16 protein-coding genes are annotated in these 20,946 nt (G+C 42.6%); 4 read left to right on the top strand and 12 right to left on the bottom strand.

The features are described from left to right. Positions 1 to 224 precede the first annotated feature (224 nt). The 6 genes from E0Z06_RS04965 to cysB form a co-directional block, all read right to left on the bottom strand. The gene (locus tag E0Z06_RS04965) at positions 225 to 1,244 is read right to left on the bottom strand and encodes an aspartate-semialdehyde dehydrogenase (protein ID WP_132582457.1); all 1,020 of its coding nucleotides are present in this window, start codon (positions 1,242 to 1,244) and stop codon (positions 225 to 227) included. A 17-nt stretch (positions 1,245 to 1,261) separates the two neighbouring features. Continuing rightward, complete coding sequence (locus E0Z06_RS04960) at positions 1,262 to 2,380, bottom strand: 4-phosphoerythronate dehydrogenase (protein ID WP_132582455.1); 1,119 nt, start codon at positions 2,378 to 2,380, stop codon at positions 1,262 to 1,264. Between the two features lie 120 nt (positions 2,381 to 2,500). Beyond that, positions 2,501 to 3,301, bottom strand: a complete 801-nt coding sequence (locus tag E0Z06_RS04955; protein WP_132582453.1) for a DUF4198 domain-containing protein — start codon at positions 3,299 to 3,301, stop codon at positions 2,501 to 2,503. A gap of 35 nt (positions 3,302 to 3,336) precedes the next feature. After that, the gene (locus tag E0Z06_RS04950; protein ID WP_132582451.1) at positions 3,337 to 3,834 is read right to left on the bottom strand and encodes a DUF2271 domain-containing protein; all 498 of its coding nucleotides are present in this window, start codon (positions 3,832 to 3,834) and stop codon (positions 3,337 to 3,339) included. 34 nt (positions 3,835 to 3,868) lie between these two features. Continuing rightward, a complete protein-coding gene (locus tag E0Z06_RS04945; protein ID WP_132582449.1) occupies positions 3,869 to 4,498 on the bottom strand; it encodes a PepSY-associated TM helix domain-containing protein in 630 nt (209 codons plus the stop codon). Between the two features lie 120 nt (positions 4,499 to 4,618). Continuing rightward, a complete protein-coding gene (gene cysB, locus E0Z06_RS04940; RefSeq protein ID WP_132582447.1) occupies positions 4,619 to 5,596 on the bottom strand; it encodes an HTH-type transcriptional regulator CysB in 978 nt (325 codons plus the stop codon). Between the two features lie 165 nt (positions 5,597 to 5,761). On the opposite strand from cysB, the gene E0Z06_RS04935 reads away from it, so the two are divergent. Together E0Z06_RS04935 and E0Z06_RS04930 are read left to right on the top strand one after the other, a co-directional pair. Continuing rightward, positions 5,762 to 6,454: a HAMP domain-containing sensor histidine kinase gene (locus E0Z06_RS04935; RefSeq protein ID WP_132582445.1), complete on the top strand. Its 693-nt coding sequence runs from the start codon at positions 5,762 to 5,764 to the stop codon at positions 6,452 to 6,454. Positions 6,455 to 6,530: 76 nt separating this feature from the next. Next, on the top strand, positions 6,531 to 7,295 hold the full coding sequence (locus E0Z06_RS04930) for a hypothetical protein (protein ID WP_132582443.1): 765 nt from the start codon (positions 6,531 to 6,533) through the stop codon (positions 7,293 to 7,295). Between the two features lie 73 nt (positions 7,296 to 7,368). Here E0Z06_RS04930 and topA read toward each other — a convergent pair whose 3' ends face one another. Beyond that, on the bottom strand, positions 7,369 to 9,954 hold the full coding sequence (topA, locus tag E0Z06_RS04925) for a type I DNA topoisomerase (RefSeq protein WP_132582441.1): 2,586 nt from the start codon (positions 9,952 to 9,954) through the stop codon (positions 7,369 to 7,371). Between the two features lie 224 nt (positions 9,955 to 10,178). Between topA and astB the strand changes: the two genes are divergently transcribed. After that, positions 10,179 to 11,525 carry an N-succinylarginine dihydrolase gene (gene astB, locus E0Z06_RS04920; protein ID WP_132582439.1) on the top strand — a complete coding sequence of 449 codons (1,347 nt, stop codon included), beginning with the start codon at positions 10,179 to 10,181 and terminating at the stop codon, positions 11,523 to 11,525. 72 nt (positions 11,526 to 11,597) lie between these two features. Here the strand turns inward: astB and E0Z06_RS04915 are convergent, their stop codons facing one another. Further along, positions 11,598 to 12,572, bottom strand: coding sequence for a hypothetical protein (locus E0Z06_RS04915; protein WP_132582437.1), 975 nt, complete (start codon positions 12,570 to 12,572; stop codon positions 11,598 to 11,600). Between the two features lie 139 nt (positions 12,573 to 12,711). Next, positions 12,712 to 15,060, bottom strand: coding sequence for an Ig-like domain-containing protein (locus E0Z06_RS04910; protein ID WP_132582435.1), 2,349 nt, complete (start codon positions 15,058 to 15,060; stop codon positions 12,712 to 12,714). A gap of 171 nt (positions 15,061 to 15,231) precedes the next feature. Between E0Z06_RS04910 and E0Z06_RS04905 the strand changes: the two genes are divergently transcribed. Beyond that, positions 15,232 to 16,566 carry a dicarboxylate/amino acid:cation symporter gene (locus E0Z06_RS04905; protein WP_132582433.1) on the top strand — a complete coding sequence of 445 codons (1,335 nt, stop codon included), beginning with the start codon at positions 15,232 to 15,234 and terminating at the stop codon, positions 16,564 to 16,566. Positions 16,567 to 16,610: 44 nt separating this feature from the next. On the opposite strand, the gene tmpT is transcribed toward E0Z06_RS04905, so the two are convergent. From tmpT to E0Z06_RS04890, 3 genes are all read right to left on the bottom strand, one after another. Then, entirely contained in the window at positions 16,611 to 17,258 is a 648-nt protein-coding gene (tmpT, locus tag E0Z06_RS04900) for a thiopurine S-methyltransferase (RefSeq protein ID WP_132582431.1), read from the bottom strand. Continuing rightward, positions 17,258 to 18,256, bottom strand: a complete 999-nt coding sequence (gene sohB / locus E0Z06_RS04895) for a protease SohB (RefSeq protein ID WP_132582429.1) — start codon at positions 18,254 to 18,256, stop codon at positions 17,258 to 17,260. The genes tmpT and sohB overlap by 1 nt, the downstream gene beginning before the upstream one ends. A gap of 97 nt (positions 18,257 to 18,353) precedes the next feature. Then, positions 18,354 to 20,831, bottom strand: coding sequence for a VolA/Pla-1 family phospholipase (locus E0Z06_RS04890; RefSeq protein WP_132582427.1), 2,478 nt, complete (start codon positions 20,829 to 20,831; stop codon positions 18,354 to 18,356). Positions 20,832 to 20,946 lie beyond the last annotated feature (115 nt).

The raw sequence follows: 20,946 nt of genomic DNA, 5'->3' as shown, positions 1-20,946 counted from the left end.
AACGGTCCCTACCCCAAATTCAGGCGCATATACATAGAATATCGGCAGCTTAACCACCTGACTTTAGTTTCAATGCAAGCAATGTTCCAACTAGTGGCGTTGTATCTCTATGGCAAAATATAAAGCACTAAACGGGTTCTGACTAGTCTTTATAACCTTTGTTAACAAGATGAGGTTATTTGTGCGCAAAGTAAAAGGGCTCTAAACGAGAGCCCTGATAAGGTTTATAAATAATCTCGAACTAAATGCTCGGCAATTTGAATACTATTTGTCGCAGCACCCTTACGGATATTGTCAGCAACAACCCACAAATTAATGCCGTTTTCATGCGATATATCTTGGCGAATACGGCCAACAAATACGTCATCTTTGCCCACAGCACTGCACACTTGGGTTGGAAAGTCAGCATTGTTTTCTAATAATACTACCCCTGGTGCATCAGCTAGTAAGGCTTTTACCTGATCTACACTAATGGGCATGCGCGTTTCAATATGTATAGCTTCAGCATGGCCAAAAAACACCGGAACCCTTACTGCCGTTGCGTTAACAGAAATGCTGCTATCACCGAAAATTTTCTGGGTTTCCCAGTGCATTTTCATTTCTTCTTTGGTGTAACCGTTGTCCATAAACACATCGATTTGCGGAATAACGTTAAACGCTATTTGTCGTGCAAATTGCCCGCCATTTTCAATGGGGCGACCATTTAGCAATTGTGAGGTTTCATGCGCTAAAGCTTCTACCGCGTCCTGTCCAGCACCGCTTACTGATTGATAAGTGGCCACATTAATACGACTAATACCAACGGCATCATGAATTGGCTTTAATGCGACCAGCATTTGTACCGTTGAACAATTTGGGTTAGCGATAATATTACGGTTACGATAATCGGCAATAGCGTGTGCATTAACTTCTGGCACTACCAAGGGAATATCGGGCTCATACCGATAGTGCGAGGTGTTATCTATAACCACACAACCGGCATCAGCAGCTTTTGGTGCATAGATAGCCGAAACATTACCACCGGCGGAAAAAAAGCCAATTTGAGCTTGCGACCAGTCAAAGGTATCGGCATCAATAACTTTAACTTTCTTACCTTTAAAGGTTATTGTACCACCAGCTGAACGACTGCTTGCCAGCGGGAAAAGCTCGCCAACGGGAAAGTCGCGCTGCTCTAAAATTTCAAGTATATGTTGCCCAACTAAACCTGTTGCGCCTAAAACAGCAATGTTATATTGCGAAGCCATGACCGTTCCTCTAGTTATTATGCTATGCCAAACCCTAATTGCCTTAGGTAATCAGGTATTACGCTAGCGCGAATTTGTAATGAGCTAAACTCTCGCCGCGGTGAATAATTTTTACGCAGCCAGTCAAAACCTTGTTTATGCAGATATTGGCGCAGTATTGCATCATCACGGCGCACATCATATAACAGTCTTGCTATATTTTGGACATCTGGAAGCCCAAAGTTTTCACTAATATGAATATCTTTAAATGCAGGAGCAGGTAAAAACTGTGTCAACTGCTTGGTAATAGGGATATTTAACAGCTCGCAACAGCGTTGATACAGCATTTCTGTGCCTCGAGCTTTGCCTTCTATGCTATGACCAGCAATATGCACCGTAGCAATATCTACATAAGGCAATAGCGCCGTCATAATGTTGGGTTCATGCTCCCATACATCAAGCACAATGGCACGGCGTTGTTGCGCCGTTTGTAAATCGTGCAACAAGGCATTGTTATCAATTACTGCACCACGCGAGGCATTAATAATGGCGCAATCTGGCTTTAACATCGCCAATGTTTGTGCATTTAGCAGGTACTTTGTTGGAAAGTTACCACTAGTACAAAGCGGCGTGTGAAAACTGATAATATCGCAATGCTGACATAATTGCTGAAAATCGGAATGGGCAAAATCGGACTCTTGTGCAGCACGCAGCGGATCACAAAGTAGCGTAGTAATGTTTAATGCTTGCAGCGCGTTAGCCAAACGGCTACCAATATTACCCACACCGACAATGCCAACCGTTTTATGACTAAGATCCCATTGGTACTTTTGTGCCAAGCACCAAAGGCTAGCCAGCACATATTCGGTAACCGACTGCGCATTGCAACCCGGGGCGCTGGAAAAGGCAATACTACGCGACGCTAAATAAGCGTGATCTATATGATCGGTGCCAATAGTGGCGGTGCCGACAAAACGCACTTTAGTGTTTAATTGTAATAGTGCCTCGTTAACATCGGTAACTGAGCGCACCAGTATAATATCGGCGTCATTGAGCTGTTGTGCACTAACAGTGCGGCCATTAAACAAACTTACAGTGCCAATGTCGGAGAAAAACTGTGACACTAACGGCATATTTTCGTCAGCATAAATGCGCATGGTTTTCCTAATATTACCGTTTTAAAGAGTAAATAAGATAATGCACAGTGTAACAAATAGCACAAAGCCAACCTAATACATTAGGCTGGCTTTGTTATAACGCGCTATATAATTGCGAATTTATGGTAGTGCGACCTCAAAGCTATAGGTAATAGACTCGCGTACCTTATCAGCAACATCAGTTGCCATATCAGCTGAATAAGATGCTTCTATTAAATAACGCCCAGCCTGTTCAGGCGTAAAGCTAAAACGGCCTTCACTGTTGGTTTCAAACTCTATGCGTCCGGCTTCGTTACGGTATAATTCGCCATCAAAAGACAATATGCCTTTAACTCCAGCTTGCGGTTTGCCATTTAAGTTAAAAACAAACTGCTGCTCTTCATTGGCCACGGCATCGGCCGGATGGTTTTTGCTGCTAAGCTCTAAGCCTTCACCTTGCAATTTTAACACGGTGTTTGTTGGCGCATTAACGGTAATATAAGCAAAATTGCGGCTACGCATTTGCACTGTTTCAACGTTAGTGGCACCTTTAGGTAACTGTGCGCTACGCTCGGCTTTATTTGCCATTAGGCGTTTCTTTTCACCAGCTAACTCATAGCTAGTAAAAAAACGTACTGGATTTGCTAGCTCTAAACGGTAGGTGCCGTCACCGCCCAGTTGCACGTCGGCCATCGATTTACGCTTACCTTGATAGACATCGGTAATCACTTTAGCACTACCGTCTGGCTGATACATTTTTAAAGCGGTTAACGCGATGCCTTTATCTGCGACAAAGGTCATATTACCGGCAGACGCATCAACGGCAATCCAACTGTTGGGTTTAGATAACACATAATGACTCGGCATAACCCATAAGGTGTGTGCACTTAAGCTACCTGTAACCAATAAAGATGACAGAAGTACTACAGCTTTTTTTAACATAAATTCGTCCTTATTATAAATTAACTTGTGCTTAATTAACGTAAACGCGCAGAAATATTGCCCAGCTCGCCCTCAGCCGCAATCTCAATAAAAGCGCCTGTTGCTGGCCACTTAAACTCGTGTTTTACCAAACTGCGGCCGCCCTGCTCTCTTGCTGCTTCAACTAACAAAGTGTATGTTCCGGCAGTCAGTTCTCGGCCTTGATCATCTTTACCGTCCCACTGCAACGTATAGCTACCCGACTTTTGCGTCGCGCTACTTACAGCATCAACTAATGCGGTATCACTGCGGCCAATTTTGCGCCAAAAGCGACGTAAATCTTTCAGCCAGTCCGGCTTTTGCACCCACAAAGCAATCAGTTTTACTGGCTGCTGCTGTGCATCTTCCACCCAAACTGCAACATAAGGCCGATGATACTGGCTTGTCTCTATTTGTGGTAATTGCAAACTTATTTCAGTTGCCGCAGCATTAATACTATTAGCCCATAGCAACGCAATAACACATCCCAACAAGCTGGTTTTAACTAACCTCATAACTCACTCCTGTTTAAATTATGCTTAAGTCGACTTAATGTACTGATAAAAAATATGCAAATAGCGTTATAAATACGCCTATCATCGCCAAACTATTACCTATAGAACGGCGCGAAGGTTGTTTTAAAATTAAATAGAACCCCGTAAGCGCAAAGATAATGCAAGCCAACGCCGTTAAATCAATTAGCACTAACCAACTAAGCCCTGCGTCACGCCCTTTATGTAAATCATTTAGCAATGCCAAGTAACCAGAAAACTCGCTATCTAACTCGGCTTTGTCTTCGCTAAAATTAACTACCACACTGGCATAACCCGCTGGGCGCTTAAAATACAGTTCAAGCAGCATATCGTCAGGTTCAAACTGGTAACTAAATACCGACGCTTGTACCTGATAGGTTTCACTTAACCACTGGCGAAACTGCTCAGCTATTTTATACTGCTCTTCACTTGCGCTTGGTAAACTGGAGAAACGTAAATGCGTAGGCAGCGTAAGCTCAAGCTGCTGGCTATGTTGACCTGCTTTGCTCTGTATTAACTCAGGATGATTGAGTGTTATGCCTGTTATGGCGAAAAATAGCAGCAATACCAGCACCAACATCGAGCTATAGCTATGCGTTGCCCGTATAAACTTCGCTAATACTGGGCCGCGCGAAAATTTGCTCATACACAATTTACGATTAACTAAACATGGCGGGCATGATACTGATAACTATTCTTATTTGCAACTAGGCAACGCCGTTTCATTAGATAAAACGGCTTGATGCTACTGAATTAACGCAGGAAACTAGCGGATGGGTAAGCTAAAGCGGGCAAACATGCGGTCTATTTCATCTTGATTACGCAGCAAGTTAGCTTTTTCTACCACATCTTTGGTTAAATGTGGGGCAAAGCGTTCTATAAAATCGTACATGTAGGTGCGCAAAAAAGTCCCTTTTCGAAAACCAATTTTTGTCGTCGACGCATCGAATAAGTGGCTAGCATCTATTGCTACTAAATCTTTATCTAACTCTTTATCCATTGCCATTGACGCTATCACGCCCACGCCTAAACCAAGTCGGACATAGGTTTTAATTACATCTGCGTCAGTAGCGGTAAAAACAATTTTAGGCTCTAAGCCTTTAGCAGCGAAAGCACGATCTAGCTCTGAGCGGCCAGTAAAACCAAAAACATAAGTTACAATCGGATGCTGGGCAATATCTTCTATCGTTACCGGCTTACCCAACTGCAACAATGGATGATCTTTACGCACAATAACGCTGCGATTCCAGTGATAACAAGGCAACATAATTAAATCGTTGTATAGATGCAGCGCCTCAGTAGCAATAGCAAAATCCGCATCTCCGCGAGATGCCGCTTCAGAAATCTGTTGCGGTGTTCCTTGATGCATATGCAGCGACACCTTCGGAAACTTCTGCATAAAACCACTAATAACCGGCGGCAGTGCATAACGCGCTTGTGTATGGGTAGTCGCTATATTTAGCTTACCCTGATCAGGTAGCGTATATTCTTTCGCTACTGACTTAATGCTTTCAACTTTTGCCAGAATTTGCTGGGCAATTTCTATAACTTCCTGCCCAGCAGGCGTCACGTGCGTTAAATGTTTGCCGCTTCGGCCAAACACCTGAATACCTAATTCATCTTCCAACATACGCACTTGTTTACTAATGCCCGGCTGTGAGGTAAAAAGCCCTTCGGCAGTAGAAGATACGTTCAGATTATGGTTTAAAACTTCAACAATATAGCGCAACTGCTGCAATTTCATGTGTTACTGGTCCGGTAATGGCATATCATTGTTTAATATACATCTATAGTAAGATATTCCAACTTATTTTTAATTTGCGGCGCGTTATAACTAAATCATAGCTAAAAAAATAACGAGGCCGCGGTATAACAAGCATTACGCGTGATACACCATTATGGAGAATATATGCATAATAGCATCCCAAGCATTGATTTTGCCTCGGTCTTGGCATCAACAGTACACGATATGAAAAACTCATTGTGCATGCTTATTCAGTCTACCGAGCTTATTCAACAGGAACGCCAACAGCTATCCGAAACGGCGCGCGATGAACTAGCACGGTTAAGCTATGAAGCTAACCGGCTAAACTCCAACTTACTGCAATTGCTGTCATTGTATCGTTTTGAGCGCAACCAAATGCCAGTGCAGGTTGATGAGTATTATCTGTCTGATATTACCGAAGAGGTACTGCTTAAAAATCAGTTTTTTACCGAGCAACAACGTTTAACGGTTACGGTAGACCACGAACCAGATTTACGTTGGTTTTTTGATTACGACCTCATTATAAATCTAATTAATGATGCGGTGGCTAATGCCTTACGTTATTGCAAATCCGCAATTTTATTACACATTAAGCAGCAAGATAATAAATTAGTTATAGAGGTGCATGACGACGGCCCAGGTTTTCCGGCATTTATGCTCAGCAATACCGATTTTGATATGAATACGCCCGATCTTGCCAATAACCACACAGGGTTAGGCATATTTTTTGCGAAACTCATTGCTGCCGCGCACTTTAACAAAGGTGAGCGCGGCACCGTAAATTTAAGCAATGGTGGCAAACTCGGTGGTGGTGTATTCTGCGTATCTTTGCCATGAAAAATACTGATAGCTGTTATTTCAGCCGTTTTGTGATTAATATAATAATAAATGCGCAGGTGAAAATGGGGTTTAAATGCTGTTAACCTTAATTATAACGCTCGTTATTGCACTGGTAGTTATCGCAATAATAGTAAATGCAATTCAACAACATAAAGAACGCCTTGCTACGTTAAAACGCGCCGAGTTTGGTAAATTACGTACCGTACTGGAAGACACTGAAGAACTATTAGTTAATTCCGCTAACGTGCCGATGTCGCCTACGCTTAGCAATATGTTATTAAAGCGCATTGCGTTGACATTAAAGGCAATGGTTGAATTAGAATCCGGCAGTCGTGACATAAAACAACGTTTACAAGAAACAGAAAAGCGCCTTGCTGAGCCGGCGGCTGACGCAGGTGTCGTTGCTGAATCAATAACCTTACCAGACAATGATCAGCAACTTATCGGCATGATTAAAGCCATTAAAAGGCTTCGTACGGTACTTCGTGCAGAACACGCTAGGGGTAACGTTGATACACAAATGGTGGTGCAAGAAGATAAACGACTTGAAGCGTTGCAATTAAAAATTAATGTAGAAAGCCAAATTAAACGCGGAAATCAAGCTCGTAATAATAGTATGTTAGGCTCAGCCCGACAGTACTTTGAAAAAGCGCTGTCCGCACTTGGTGCGACTCCGCATCAAGATGATTACGTACTAACAAGAAAATCAGAAGTAATACAGGCGCTAGAAGATATTGCCACCCAATTAAAAGAGGGCAATCTTAGAGACCGAGAGAAAAAAGAAGAAAAAGAAAACAAAGATTTGGATGAGTTATTTGCACCCAAACGCAAATGGTAGCGTTTTACTATGGGTTTACGTTTTTACTATAAAAAAGGGGCTAACTACGTTAGCCCCTTTTCGCTTTTACCTATTAGCTTTTAGTCACTATCCACTTACCGTTTTCGTACCATGCAGACCAGCCGCTGGCTTTACCGTCTTTTTCCGACATAACGTACTGCTGCTTGGTTTTACGGCTCCAGCGCACGATAGCCGGATTACCATCAGGATCTTTGGCCGGTGCATCAGCAAGGTAATAAAACTTCGGCGAAATGCGCTCTCGATATTGTGCTAACTCAGCTACCAACGGCGCCCTAGTTTCACGCGATTTTGGAAAAGTTGCAGCTGCCATAAATAAGCCAGCTGCGCCATCACGTAATACAAAGTAGGTGTCTGATTTTTCGCATTTTAGCTCAGGCAAATGTACCGGATCTTCCTTCGGTGGTGCCGCTTCGCCACTACGCAGTAATTTCCGCGTGTTTTTACACTCTGCATTAGTACAACCAAAATACTTGCCAAACCGGCCAGATTTTAACTGCATATCAGAGCCGCATTTATCGCATTCAATAAGTGGGCCGTCGTAGCCTTTAATTTTAAAGCTACCTTGCTCTACCTCATAGCCAGTACAAGCAGGGTTATTACCACATACATGCAGTTTACGGCCTTCATCAATCAGATAACTGTCCATTGCGGTGCCGCACTTAACACAGCGTTTCTTCTGACGTAAAGCTTCAGTTTCCATTTCTTCGTCATTAGTCACCGCCACCGCATCGTCACCCGACACTAAATTCATGGTCGTGGTACAACGCTCTTTAGGTGGCAGGTTATAACCTGAACAACCTAAAAACACCCCGGTAGACGCCGTGCGTATGCCCATTGGCCTACCACAGGTTGCACAAGGAATATCGGTTAACACAAATTGATTAACCCGCATACCGCCTTGTTCAGGATCGTTTTCTGCGGTCTTTAATTTCTGATAAAAATCGCCATAAAAGGTGTCTAGCTCTTTACGCCATTGGGCTTGGCCGTTAGCAATATCGTCAAGCTTTAGCTCCATATTGGCCGTAAAGTCGTAATTCATTAAATCGTTGAAGTTTTCAACTAAGCGATCGGTAACAATTTCGCCCATTTTCTCAGCATAAAAACGCTTATTTTCCACCCGAACATAACCGCGGTCTTGAATAGTAGAGATAATTGATGCGTAGGTTGATGGTCGACCAATACCACGTTTTTCTAACTCTTTTACTAAACTTGCTTCACTAAAGCGTGCTGGCGGTTTAGTAAAATGCTGAGCGCTTTGCAGCTCAGTAAGACTTAACACTTCACCTGGTTTCACATCAGGCAATACGTTGTCTTCTTCGTCTTTACGTTTTTGTGCAGGTTGTACTTTAGTCCAACCATCAAAACGTAATACTCGGCCTTTGGCTTTTAGTTCAAAATCAGCCGCTTGCACAATAATATTAGTAACGTCGTATTGTGCTGGTGGCATTTGGCAGGCAATAAACTGGCGCCAGATCAGTTCGTATAGTTTACGCGCATCGGCTTCCATATCGGCCAAACTACCCGCCATAACACTAACGTCTGATGGGCGTATCGCTTCGTGTGCTTCTTGTGCGTTGGCTTTACTGCCGTAACTCAGAGGCTGCTCGGGTAAGTATTTTTTACCAAACTGCTCAACAATATAATCGCGACAAGCCGTTACGGCATCGGCACTTAAGTTTGTTGAGTCAGTACGCATATAGGTAATATGGCCGGCTTCATACAAACGCTGTGCTAACATCATGGTTTTCTTTACGCCGTAACCTAACCGCGTACTGGCAGCTTGTTGCAACGTTGACGTTATAAACGGCGCCTGCGGTTTACTGCTACTGGGTTTATCTTCGCGTTCTACAACCTTGTAATCAGCATTATTTAATTGTGCTAACGCAGCATCAGCCTGAGCTTTATTAACCGGTTTAAAGGCTTTGCCTTGCTGACGCGTAACATCTAATAGTAAGCCTTGCTTAGCTTGGGTTTGTGTATCGGCAACTAGTGTCCAGTATTCTTCTGGCACAAAAGCTTTAATCTCGCGCTCGCGCTCTACCACTAAACGCACTGCAACAGATTGTACTCGGCCGGCTGACAAGCCCCTAGCTACTTTTTTCCATAATAACGGGGACACCATAAAACCTACCACACGGTCCAAAAAGCGCCGCGCTTGCTGGGCGTTAACTCGGTCAACATTAAGCTCACCCGGTTCTTTAAATGCGTTTTGAATAGCATTTTGGGTAATTTCGTTAAATACCACACGTTTAAAGCGCTGCTCATCACCGCCGATAATTTGCTGTAAATGCCACGCTATTGCCTCACCCTCACGGTCTAAGTCCGTTGCTAAATAAATGGTGTCGGCTTTATCAGCTAGCGCTTTGAGCTCTTTAACAACTTTTTCTTTACCTGGAAGAATTTCATAACGTGCTTTCCAGCCGTTTACAGGGTCAATGCCCATACGGTCGACTAAAGCTTGATACTCTTTTTCTTCTTTACTGAGCAATTTTTTAGCTGCGGATTTCTCTTTAGTACTGCTGGTTGGCAAATCACGAATATGCCCCACGCTCGACTTTACAATAAAGTCATTGCCAAGGTATTTATTAATCGTTTTTGCTTTTGCCGGTGATTCTACTATTACCAGTGATTTAGCCATCTTAATCCTGAGATCCCTAACTTTTTGTGCATGTCATCAACGCTGCTTTTTTAACATATATCCGTAAACCGCAGTTGTGACAAGTGAATAAACTCATTATTATGCAAACCGGCTCATTTTCCGAGCTGCCTGGCGAAAGGTTCGCCAAACCAAATGAAGCATCCTATGTGGCCGCAAAAATAATAAAAACAGTGCCCATTTCAACTAAAGGATATAAAGCAAAAATGAAATTCTTTGAAGCCAATTTTGATGGTCTGGTAGGACCAACGCACAACTATGCCGGGTTATCTGTTGGCAACGTTGCCTCTTTATCTAACGCTAAAAATACGTCCAGCCCGCGCCAAGCAGCAAAACAAGGCCTAAGCAAAATGAAAGCCTTACATGATTTAGGCTTAGTGCAAGGCGTATTAGCACCACAAGAGCGCCCAGACACCTACACACTGCGTCGTCTTGGCTTTACTGGCACAGACACACAAGTTATCGAAAAAGCGGCAAAACTGGCTCCAGCAGTGTTTAAAGCTGTGTGCTCTGCATCTAGCATGTGGACTGCCAATGCTGCCACTATTTCACCTAGTGCTGATACCGCAGATGGTAAAATACATTTTACCCCAGCTAACCTTACCAACAAATTTCATCGTTCACTTGAACCGGTAACGACGGGCAAAATTCTGCAAGCTATGTTTCGCAGCACTTCGCATTTTGCGCATCATACACATTTACCAGATAATGACCACTTTGGTGATGAAGGCGCGGCAAATCATACCAGACTTTGTAGTCAGTATGGCAAAACCGGTGTTGAGCTTTTTGTTTTTGGTCGCTACGCTTTTGATAGCACCAAACCTGCCCCAACACGCTACCCTGCCAGACATACCTTAGAAGCTTGTGAAGCTGTAGCCCGCTTACACGGTTTAAATCAAGACCAAGTAGTCTATATGCAACAAAACCCTGATGTAATTGACCAAGGGGTATTTCATAACGATGTTATTGCCGTTGGCAATCAAAACGTGCTGTTTTATCATCAACAAGCTTTTGTTGATAGCAAAAATAAACTAGCCGAGTTACAACGTAAATTTGGCAATGACCAAGAACTCCATCTGATTGAAGTTAAAACAGACGAAGTTAGTGTTGAACAAGCAATTAAAACCTATTTATTTAATACTCAAGTTATCACTCTTCCTAATGGTGAGATGGCCATTATTGCGCCAACAGAATGCCGCGACAACCCTACAGTACATAGCTATTTACAACAACTAACAAGCCGTGGCACGCCAATTAAACAAGTTCACTATTATGATGTTAAGCAAAGCATGCAAAATGGTGGTGGCCCTGCTTGTTTAAGACTACGGGTAGTTTTAAGTGAACAAGAGCAAGCCGCGGTCAATCAGCACGTAATTATGAATGACAACCTATTTGCTGATTTAAACCAGTGGGTAGATAAGCATTACCGTGATGAATTATCAGAAGCAGACTTAGCTGATCCCCAATTATTGGTTGAGTCACGCACCGCTTTAGATGAATTAACCCAACTATTAGATTTAGGATCGGTTTATCAGTTTCAACAAAGTAAATAAGCTTGCTTAAATAGCACTTAAAGCGATTAAACAAATTTAGTCGCTTTAAGTGCTTCGCTATTCTCTTCCTTGCTAAAACGTCTCTGCTAGCTGTTGTTTTAGTTTATCGTCTTCTGTAGTAGATGTTAGGGCCTGAACTATAGTGTGTGCCAATTCTTTGTCACCATTTAATGCATATAACTGAGCCAAGCGAAACTGAGCCCATTCTCGACGCTCTTCTTCTGTAGATTCTGCAATAAATTGCAATAACATAGCGATAGCTTCAGTTATTTTTGTTTTAGCCAGTATCGCATTTCGAGCTAACTGATATCTGCTTTCTAATATTAGCTGCGACGCGGCATCATCAACAGCAGGCTGTTGAATAGCTTGTGCAAATAAGCTTATGGCGGCCGTATAGTCTTGTTTTGCTGCTAACTGCTGAGCTCGATAAAAATAAGGTTCAGGCCGAGACTTTAACTCTACAGCCTGCTCTAAAAACTGCTCAAAGTCCGTCGTGTCAGCAAAATCAATAATCTTAATTTCTAACAACAAGCCTTGTAACTTATCTATTGCTTTTAACTGGTTAGCTAAAGCTAGCGCAGCATCTTTATCCCCCCCCGCTATACTAGGAGCTTGAGCAAGATAACTGGCTAGAGCAATGTAGCTACGAGGATGCTCTGGTGCAAGTTTCAGCGCAGTTTCATAAGCTTTTTTACAACGCTTAGCATAACCTAAAGCACTAAACATACTAGCCGATGTGGCTTTATTGCAACTCGCTGTTGCATACCAATGCTGATAATCTGCATTATTAGCTTCATATTTAACGGCTTTTTTTAATAGCTCTTCAGCTAAATCGGTATTATTTAACTTTGCTTCTGTTTCGCCCCATAAAGCAAGCAACTGGGCATCTTTGGTTTTCGGGGTTATTTTATCTACCAATAATTGCTTAGCTGCCTGATAATCTTTGGCTTGCCATAAGGCTTTTACTTGTGAAGCTAAACTAGCATTGTCTGCTTGCGCTATAGCGCTAAAAAGCAAAAAAACAGATAAGAAAAAAGCCATGCGCATTTAACCGCTCCGCATAAACATGATTTAGATAATTATAAGCACTATAAAGTAATGCTATTATACTGGCCACAACTTAGATGTAACAAATCATATACAATAAAAAAGGAGCCTAAGCTCCTTTTTTGTTGTTCCAATCTTTTTAAAAAGTATCACCACAACTATTAGAAGAACCGAAAGGATTCTTCGCAGGTGCTGCTGCTTTATTAACAACATATGAACTTGGGTAAGAAAGAATATACTTTCTTGAATTACGATTTTCAGTACCTGATGCAAGCGCTGATACGGTAATATTTACATGTGTCCATCCAGCATAATCAGCAGGATAAGTTAGTGAGAAAACAGCTATACCATTCTCATCCGACGTTTCACTCTGCTGGACTGTAACAACATTACCAGGTGTTAAAAAACCATCATTGTTAGCATCTTCACCATCATCTAAGACTCCATTCAAATTAGAGTCTTCGTTCTGACAACGAGTATAATAACCATACTTTGTTATAGTTTTACTAGGATCATTAGGATCTACTTCATTAATTTGAAAGTCATGATCTGGTGGAGTTCCTGTTGCATCTTTGATAACTGAACTGAACTGCGGGGCCCAATATTCAAATTCCTTCTCATTAGGCAGCATAACCCAGCGCCCTTTAGCATAAGCCCACTCATCAGAATTTGGAGATGCAACATCAATCGGATTTACAGGTGTTACTGCTATATTCAGCGCTTGATTTGCTACAGGATTACCTGATGCATCCGTTACTACTACAGAGAATTCTTTACGAAATAATGTAGGAGAAACAACTTCTACTGTATTACCAGTACCAAAACGGAAGAAAAGCGTTCTTTGCCCAACTGACAAACTAGTGCTACCACTTTTCCCCTCTACTTTTGCCGTAACATGCACTGAATTTGCTCCTGTCGCAGCTGTTGCAGTGTAGATTGTAGATGCAATCCCTTGAGAGTTAGTAATACCGCTTGCAGGGTTTAATAAACCACCCGCGTCACCAGTCAATACAAAATTAACGGTTTTTCCCTTAACTGGATTATTTTTACTATCCCGAATAATAGCACGTACAGAACTTTGCTCATTTACACCAAGCTGGCTTGGTGAGGCCTGAACTTCTACACTATCCACAGTGTTTGCAACAAACTCTAAAGATAATTGAGCAGTTACTAAATCATCACCTTCGCCTGCACTAGCACTAATCGTAGTAAAGCCCGCACTATCTGACTTTAAATATACCTTTGCATTACCTTGTGCATTGGTCGTCACTTTGACGCCTGTCTGATCTGCAACTGGATTGTTAGCGTCAGCAAAGATAATGCCTCTTGTGATAACAAAGCTAACTTCTCCTACCCATGGGGTACCATTTTTTAACCAGGTCAATGTAACAAAAGGCGTATCTTCAGAAGAAGATGGGCTTCCTAAAAAGATATCTTCTTCAGGATATTCTGAAAACACAAACTCATCTGGGCTAACATTAATATCTAACACTTGTGTCAAACCAAGACCAGATACAGAAACAGTATCACGCCCACTATTAATGGCAGTATAAATCACCTCCGCCTGACCAACATTATTTGTCTGCATTTCAGTCATACTCAGTGTATTACCGAGCGCTGAAGATACTAATAATGTCTGATTAGCCAATGCATTACCTGTAAAATCTCTAACTAACATGCTAATCGTACGATTATCACCAACAACCATAGCTTCAGGAGCTGATACATCAATCGAAGTTCCCACTACGTTAACGGTAATTGTCTGCGACTTATCAGCCACCTTAGCAGTAACATCTATAGTTCTTAATGAAGGATCAATCTGTGATTTTAATACAGCGATAGCAATACCATCGTTACCAGTTACATCTTTAACGATTTCTAACTCTCCACCTAAAGCACCGGTAGGGCTAGTAGAAAAGACGACAGGAACATCAGCCATCAACACATTTCGACTGTCTTTAACAAGAGCATATAGTTCAACTTTATCAGAACCTCCACTACCTAATTGCAACTTATTAGCTAATAGGGTTAATGAACCTATACTAACATCAACGGTTCCACCACCATCGCCTGCAGAGTTAAAGCCTACATTTGTAATAGCATCATTAAAACTGGCTTCTACTTGGCCGGCGCCAGATTTAGTGCCTACCAATAAAACAATAGTTGCTACACCATTAGCGTCGGTAAGCGCTGTACCCGATTGATTGCTAAATGAAGCTAAGGCTGGGTCGCTTAGGGTAAAGCTAATAACCTTATTAGCTATTACGCCGTCATTAGTTGCACTTAACGTTGCTTTTACCGTAAGCGGTGTAGCTTGCGATAATTCGCTCGACGCTAAACCATTAGATTTAGCTAAAGTAAGATCTAGAGAGTAAACAACATCAGTATTGCCACCTCCAGTGTTACCAGTACCTAGTGAACCACCACCGCCACAAGCAGCCAACATTGTAATAATTATTGCAACAAATAGTTGCTGGATGTTTCGCATGAAACCTCTCCCTAGCTGTTTTTATTATATAATTTTGTTAATACTGTATCTTAAACCATTATTCTTGCAAACGTCATAGCATATTTTAAAAAAAATTCGCCTTAATCTGCCTTTCACCGCCTCAACCTGTTAGTCTTAGTGCCATTGAAAACTAAATACTAGTCTGATGTTATGGCAAGAAATAAAAAACTGGGCCTAACCGCCCGTATTGTAATTGGTATGGTTGCAGGTATTGCGGTTGGTTTTATTTTTAAGTTTATACTCGCAGGGCAAGAAGAAAGAATACTGCATTTACTCGGTTTCGATATTGCTCTTAAAGCACTATTTGTTGATGGTTTCTTTCATATTGGCGGTGAAATATTTATCTCCAGCTTAAAAATGCTAGTGGTGCCATTAGTGTTTGTCTCTTTAGTATGTGGCACCTGTTCGCTGTCTGACACCTCAGCATTGGGTCGGCTTGGCGGCAAAACCATCGGTTTATATTTAGTAACCACAGCAATTGCTATTAGCCTTGCCATTTTCGCTGCATTACTTGTTAGCCCTGGCGAAGGCGTGCAAATGCAATCCGACGCTACCTTCGATATCAGCGAAGCACCAGCGTTATCACAAGTATTTATTAATATCTTCCCAAGTAACCCTATTGAATCTATGGCTAAAGGTAACATGCTGCAAGTTATCGTGTTTGCGGTGTTATTTGGCTTAGCGATGGCTATTAGCGGTAAATCAGGTGAGCGTTTAGCCACGATATTTACTGATCTGAGCGAAGTGATCATGAAGCTGGTTACCCTATTAATGAACCTTGCCCCGTATGGGGTATTTTTCTTAATGGCCAAGCTGTTCACGACATTAGGCTTTGAAACTATTGCTAGCTTAGCTAAATATTTCGCAGTTGTGCTAGCCGCCCTATTGATACATGGTTTTGTTGTATACGCCGTCATTTTGAAATTACTATCTGGCCTTAATCCGTTTATTTTCTTCCGTAAAATGCGCGATACCGCATTATTTGGTTTTAGCACCTCTAGCAGCAACGCTACCATGCCAATTACTATGGAAACCGTAACTAAAAAGCTTGGCGTTAAAAATAGCGTTGCCTCTTTTACTGTGCCTTTGGGCGCGACCATTAATATGGATGGTACTGCGATTATGCAGGGTGTAGCTACCGTATTTATTGCCCAAGTATTTGCAGTCGATTTAACTATGTCTGACTATTTGATGGTCATACTTACGGCTACCTTAGCGTCAATCGGTACCGCTGGTGTGCCTGGTGTTGGCCTTATTATGCTGGCGATGGTATTACAACAGGTGGGCTTACCGGTTGAAGGCATAGCGTTAATTATTGGTGTTGACCGTTTACTGGATATGACCAGAACCGCAGTTAACATTACCGGTGATGCCATGGTGTCTTGTATTGTCGGTAAAAGTGAAGGCGCGTTTGACCAAGCGATATTTGACGATATCAATGCTGGCACTAAAGAAGAGAATGTTGATTTTCACCACTTACGTTAGGTGACGAAAATCTTGACCAATCAGCTACCGTATTAAGCTACCTATTAAGGTAGAGTAATACGGTAGGCTGTTTCAACTAAACTTGTGGTCGTAAACCGGCGTTTAGCAAAGCCCTTGCCGGTTAAATCTAACCGAGCAAGGCACTCTATTTCAGCGCCAGAAAACAACTGCTCAATTTCAGTGTGCGTTACACTAAACGGTGGCCCTTGCTTCTCATGCTTTGGGTATTCCAAGCTAATTAGCAAAATAGTGCTGTTACTAGGTAATAACTGTTGTATCTTAGCTGCATACTGCGCTCGCATAGCGGGTGGCAAAGCAATTAATGCTGCTCGGTCGTAAACTAAATTACAGCCGACAATCTGCTCGGGCGTTAAAGCAAAAAAGTCACCCTGCCACAAACGAATAGTATCGCTGTGATAACAAACAAATTCATGTGCTTGCCACTGCTCAAAAGGTATTGAACGCTCGGCAAAAAAATCGTTACAAGCAATTGCCGACAATTCAGCGCCAACCACCGGCAAATAACCAGCAAGATAGTGTAAATCGGGCGATTTACCACATAGTGGCACTAGCACTTTATGCTTACCGGGCAACACCGCGCTAAGGCACTGCTGCAATAACGGATGCGGGTCTTCAAGATGAAAACCCAGTTCATTATTTTGCCAGCGTTCATGCCAAAAATTAGCGTCCATTAACGTATCCAATAATGTTGTGCTAACTTTTGCCACCAGTGCGACATAACGCTAGCCGTGCCCATACCTACTTTTTCTGCAATGCCTTTGCGTAACTGGTACCTAACACCAAACACCTGCTTCTCTGTCATTTGTGACACAATATAATCATCACTGGTTTGTATGCTATCAACCAAATTCAGATCTAATGCTTGGTGGCCAAACCAATGCTCACCAGTTGCTACTGCATCAATATCTAATTTTGGCCGATGTTGCTGTACAAACTGTTTGAATAGGTAATGGGTATCTTCTAATTCCTGCTGAAATTTCTGCCGACCTTTATCCGTATTTTCGCCAAATACTGTTACGGTGCGCTTAAATTCGCCTGCAGTAAACTGTTCAAAATCAACATTATTTTTCTTCAGCAGCTTATTAAAGTTCGGTAACTGGGCAATAACACCAATAGAACCAACGATGGCAAAGGGTGCAGATAATATAGTGTTGCCAATACACGCCATCATATAACCGCCGCTGGCGGCTATTTTATCTATGGCTATGGTGAGTTTAACCTCATGTTTTCGTAACCTATCAAGCTGCGATGCGGCTAAGCCATAGCCATGTACTACACCGCCACCACTCTCCAAACGCAGCAACACCTCATCTTGTTTGGTTGCTATTGCTAATATGGCGGTTATCTCCTCTCTTAACGATTCAGTTTCGCGCGCATCCATGCTGCCATTAAATTCAATAACATACAGCTTGCTGGCTTTGGGCTCATTCTTAGCTACCCGCTGCGCTTTATACCATTGTTTTAACTGCTTTTTGCTTAGCATTTGTTGCTGTAAATCTTCGATCATTAACTGATAGCGTTTGGTAAGATCAGTAAATTGTAACTGGCCTTTTTTCGGCCGATTTTTCGCTACTGCTGCACCGGCAATTAAACCAACCACTAACGCAATGGCTAGCACCAGCGTGGCTATTTTGGCGAGAAACAACCCATACTCATATAAAAATTCCAACGCAGTCTCCTTAATTAGTTTTTTGCCATTGTATCGGTTTATTGCAAAAGAAAAAGCCCAGCATTATAGCTGGGCTTGTAAGACGTTTCGGTATTGTTTAGTTTGCTGGTGCTAAAACACTCGCATTAGTTACAACAATAGCCGCACCTTTGGTGCTAACAAAGCTTGCCGTTTGCATCTGCATTTCAGCTGTTGCCGCAGCACTTGCCGTTGGATCTAATATAGACGCATGGTTACCAATATTAAAACGGCCTATTGAGTTGCTGCCGTTAATTAATTTAGCACCCGCAGTATTTTCAATGCCAGTTGCACCCAATAAACGCGCCAAAGGCTCGGTACCAGCTAACGGCATTTTACCTTTACTTACCGCTTGAATTGCCGAGAAAATGCCATTTGGTACAACCTGATCTGGCAGAGTATCTACACCATTGCCAGCAACTTCAATGATATACACCGGCGTTTCGCTACTGACTAATTTTTGTGCGTAATTATTTGGATCTCCGGCATCAATTACCGTTTGTGCCGCAAAAGCAAACTTACTGAAACCTGAATACAACGCAGCTACCGTTGTATCTTGACCTTGAGCACGCAAATAACCTTCAAACTGATTATAACAAGATGCGAATGGTGGCGTTAATGCGCCACCACAACCACTTTGCGCTGCAGCAAACTGAGAAAATGCCGTTTTAAGCTCAACTGTGCCAACACTAAGTAATACCGACGATTTAATCAACGGGCCAAACTCTGCAGACTCAAGCAGGAAGTTAGCAATAGCACCGCCAGGCATCGCCAAGGTGGCCGTTTTCAGTGCATATAAACCATCAATTTGCGCTTTTTGCTCTTCAGTCAGCGTGGCGCTTTGCACTGGTGTATTCGCCGCACCAACTGCCGACGTTCCAGTAATTGCACCTAACGAATGCCCCATAAATTGCACATCAGTTGGGTTAATTACACCTGTTTGCGCCAAATTACTAAAATTAAGTCCAGCACGTAATCCGAGAATATCGCTAATGCTCTGACGCACGTTATCACGTGTGGTTAGCAAGCTTTGCAAGTTCATATAGTCAGTAGCAGCGTTGGTCGAGGCATTAATAACTTTGGTTGATGTAACACCATCTTTTGTTATATCAACAGTAAAACCACGTTCGCCGTGCAGCGTATGGTCAATCGCAACAACGGCATAACCAGCCATCGACAACGCACCGGCTACAGCTAGCGCGTTAGTTTTGTTACCGGTAATACCATGTTGGAATATCACTACGGGCCAACCGCCAGCAGGCATAATCATCGCCGGTTGTTGTTGTAAAGCGCGAAGCATATTAATTTGCGCTAAATCCGGCACTGTCATCAATACCGGGACGTTAGCAATAGTATTAACTTTAGGCACAGGGTTAAACTTTGTTAAGTGCCGCGCTTTATCAATCCCCAAGTCAAAACCAAGTAAGTTTGCCGGATTTTGTAAGTCAGCCGGTGTTAAACCTAAATCTGCAAGGTTAACCAAATCAGCTTGAATAGCACCTAACAGCGTAACGGGGCTATCATACTGCGCCATCCAGCGGCTATTTAATGGTGCTAACGGGTTTTCGTCTGTAGGTACACCGCTAAAATAAGGTAGTTTAATTACGCCACCATAAACCTGTGCGCTGGTTGCTGCAGCATAGGCGGGGTTGCTTAAGTTTGCTTGATTAGCAGGAATAGCACCAGCCTGAACCAATGCATCAGCAACAGTATAACCTTGTGCTGCTAAGCCCATTGTAGGCCGCAAGCTTGGCTGAGTAAGCATTTGCTTAATGGTGTTAAATACAATATCGGTAGACTGAGTCGTTATAGCCGCCGTGTAAACTATACTGTCGCGATCTACACCTTCAGCTTCAACCACATTTTCAAAACTATTAATGAGTTGCTGTAAGGCCAACTGTGATGGCGTTGCAAGCGGTAGGCTATCTTTATCTTGTCTTACTAATTCATAAGTCGTTGATGGCGCAATAGCATTGCCAGCACTGTCTTCTAATATTGAGGTCAACACCACCATATAGGTTGTTGCAGCTTTAAGCGGTTTAAGTGGAATAACAGCGACGCTTTTACCGCTAGCGCCTGATAGAAAATCGACACCGAAGGTTAACTCGCCAACAATTTTGCAAGCATGGCCTTGCGTAACCGGCCGGCAATCGGCATCGGCAGAGGTAGCACCGCCAGATATAATTTCAAATATTTTTACTGCGCCAGGCAAAGATGCGGTGGCAGCGTCTAGGCTAATACCGGGTGCAAAATCGATATCAATAGCAAAGGGGTTCTGAGTTGACCAACCATCAAGCGCACCTAATGCCACTTGAGGATCTGAATAGTCAGGCGATGCGCCACTATCAGTGGTTAATGTACCATCCGTGGTGCCTTGAAATAACAAGTCGTTTGGCACTGATAAACGCGGAGTAGCGGCACCCGGATCAAACACTACCCTAGAGTAAGTTTTTGCAGTGTTATCACCAATATCAGCTTTAATATCATCTAAAGACTCACCACACCCGGTTAACCCCAGTGCCAGAGCAACAGCCACACTCAGTGTCAGCTTGTTCATAGTTTCTCCCCTATCCTTATTTTGTCTTTTTTTATATAAAGCAAACCTATGCTTTATATATTGGAAATTTTTATATATAGCTGCAACAGCTACGACCAGTTAAAGTTAACTCAAA

Origin of the sequence: Rheinheimera sp. D18, from assembly GCF_004345025.1 — a bacterium.
Classification (GTDB): domain Bacteria; phylum Pseudomonadota; class Gammaproteobacteria; order Enterobacterales; family Alteromonadaceae; genus Alishewanella; species Alishewanella metallidurans.
This window is presented reverse-complemented; position numbering and strand designations above follow the sequence as displayed.

Bases quoted from the DNA above. Each gene is read 5' to 3' on its own strand.
- E0Z06_RS04915 (WP_132582437.1), bottom strand. From the start codon at position 12,572: ATGCGCATGGCTTTTTTCTTATCTGTTTTTTTGCTTTTTAGCGCTATA.
- E0Z06_RS04910 (WP_132582435.1), bottom strand. From the start codon at position 15,060: ATGCGAAACATCCAGCAACTATTTGTTGCAATAATTATTACAATGTTG.
- E0Z06_RS04930 (WP_132582443.1), top strand. From the start codon at position 6,531: ATGCTGTTAACCTTAATTATAACGCTCGTTATTGCACTGGTAGTTATC.
- E0Z06_RS04935 (WP_132582445.1), top strand. From the start codon at position 5,762: ATGCATAATAGCATCCCAAGCATTGATTTTGCCTCGGTCTTGGCATCA.
- astB (WP_132582439.1), top strand. From the start codon at position 10,179: ATGAAATTCTTTGAAGCCAATTTTGATGGTCTGGTAGGACCAACGCAC.
- topA (WP_132582441.1), bottom strand. From the start codon at position 9,954: ATGGCTAAATCACTGGTAATAGTAGAATCACCGGCAAAAGCAAAAACG.
- E0Z06_RS04945 (WP_132582449.1), bottom strand. From the start codon at position 4,498: ATGAGCAAATTTTCGCGCGGCCCAGTATTAGCGAAGTTTATACGGGCA.
- cysB (WP_132582447.1), bottom strand. From the start codon at position 5,596: ATGAAATTGCAGCAGTTGCGCTATATTGTTGAAGTTTTAAACCATAAT.
- E0Z06_RS04955 (WP_132582453.1), bottom strand. From the start codon at position 3,301: ATGTTAAAAAAAGCTGTAGTACTTCTGTCATCTTTATTGGTTACAGGT.
- E0Z06_RS04950 (WP_132582451.1), bottom strand. From the start codon at position 3,834: ATGAGGTTAGTTAAAACCAGCTTGTTGGGATGTGTTATTGCGTTGCTA.
- E0Z06_RS04965 (WP_132582457.1), bottom strand. From the start codon at position 1,244: ATGGCTTCGCAATATAACATTGCTGTTTTAGGCGCAACAGGTTTAGTT.
- E0Z06_RS04890 (WP_132582427.1), bottom strand. From the start codon at position 20,831: ATGAACAAGCTGACACTGAGTGTGGCTGTTGCTCTGGCACTGGGGTTA.
- E0Z06_RS04960 (WP_132582455.1), bottom strand. From the start codon at position 2,380: ATGCGCATTTATGCTGACGAAAATATGCCGTTAGTGTCACAGTTTTTC.
- tmpT (WP_132582431.1), bottom strand. From the start codon at position 17,258: ATGGACGCTAATTTTTGGCATGAACGCTGGCAAAATAATGAACTGGGT.
- E0Z06_RS04905 (WP_132582433.1), top strand. From the start codon at position 15,232: ATGGCAAGAAATAAAAAACTGGGCCTAACCGCCCGTATTGTAATTGGT.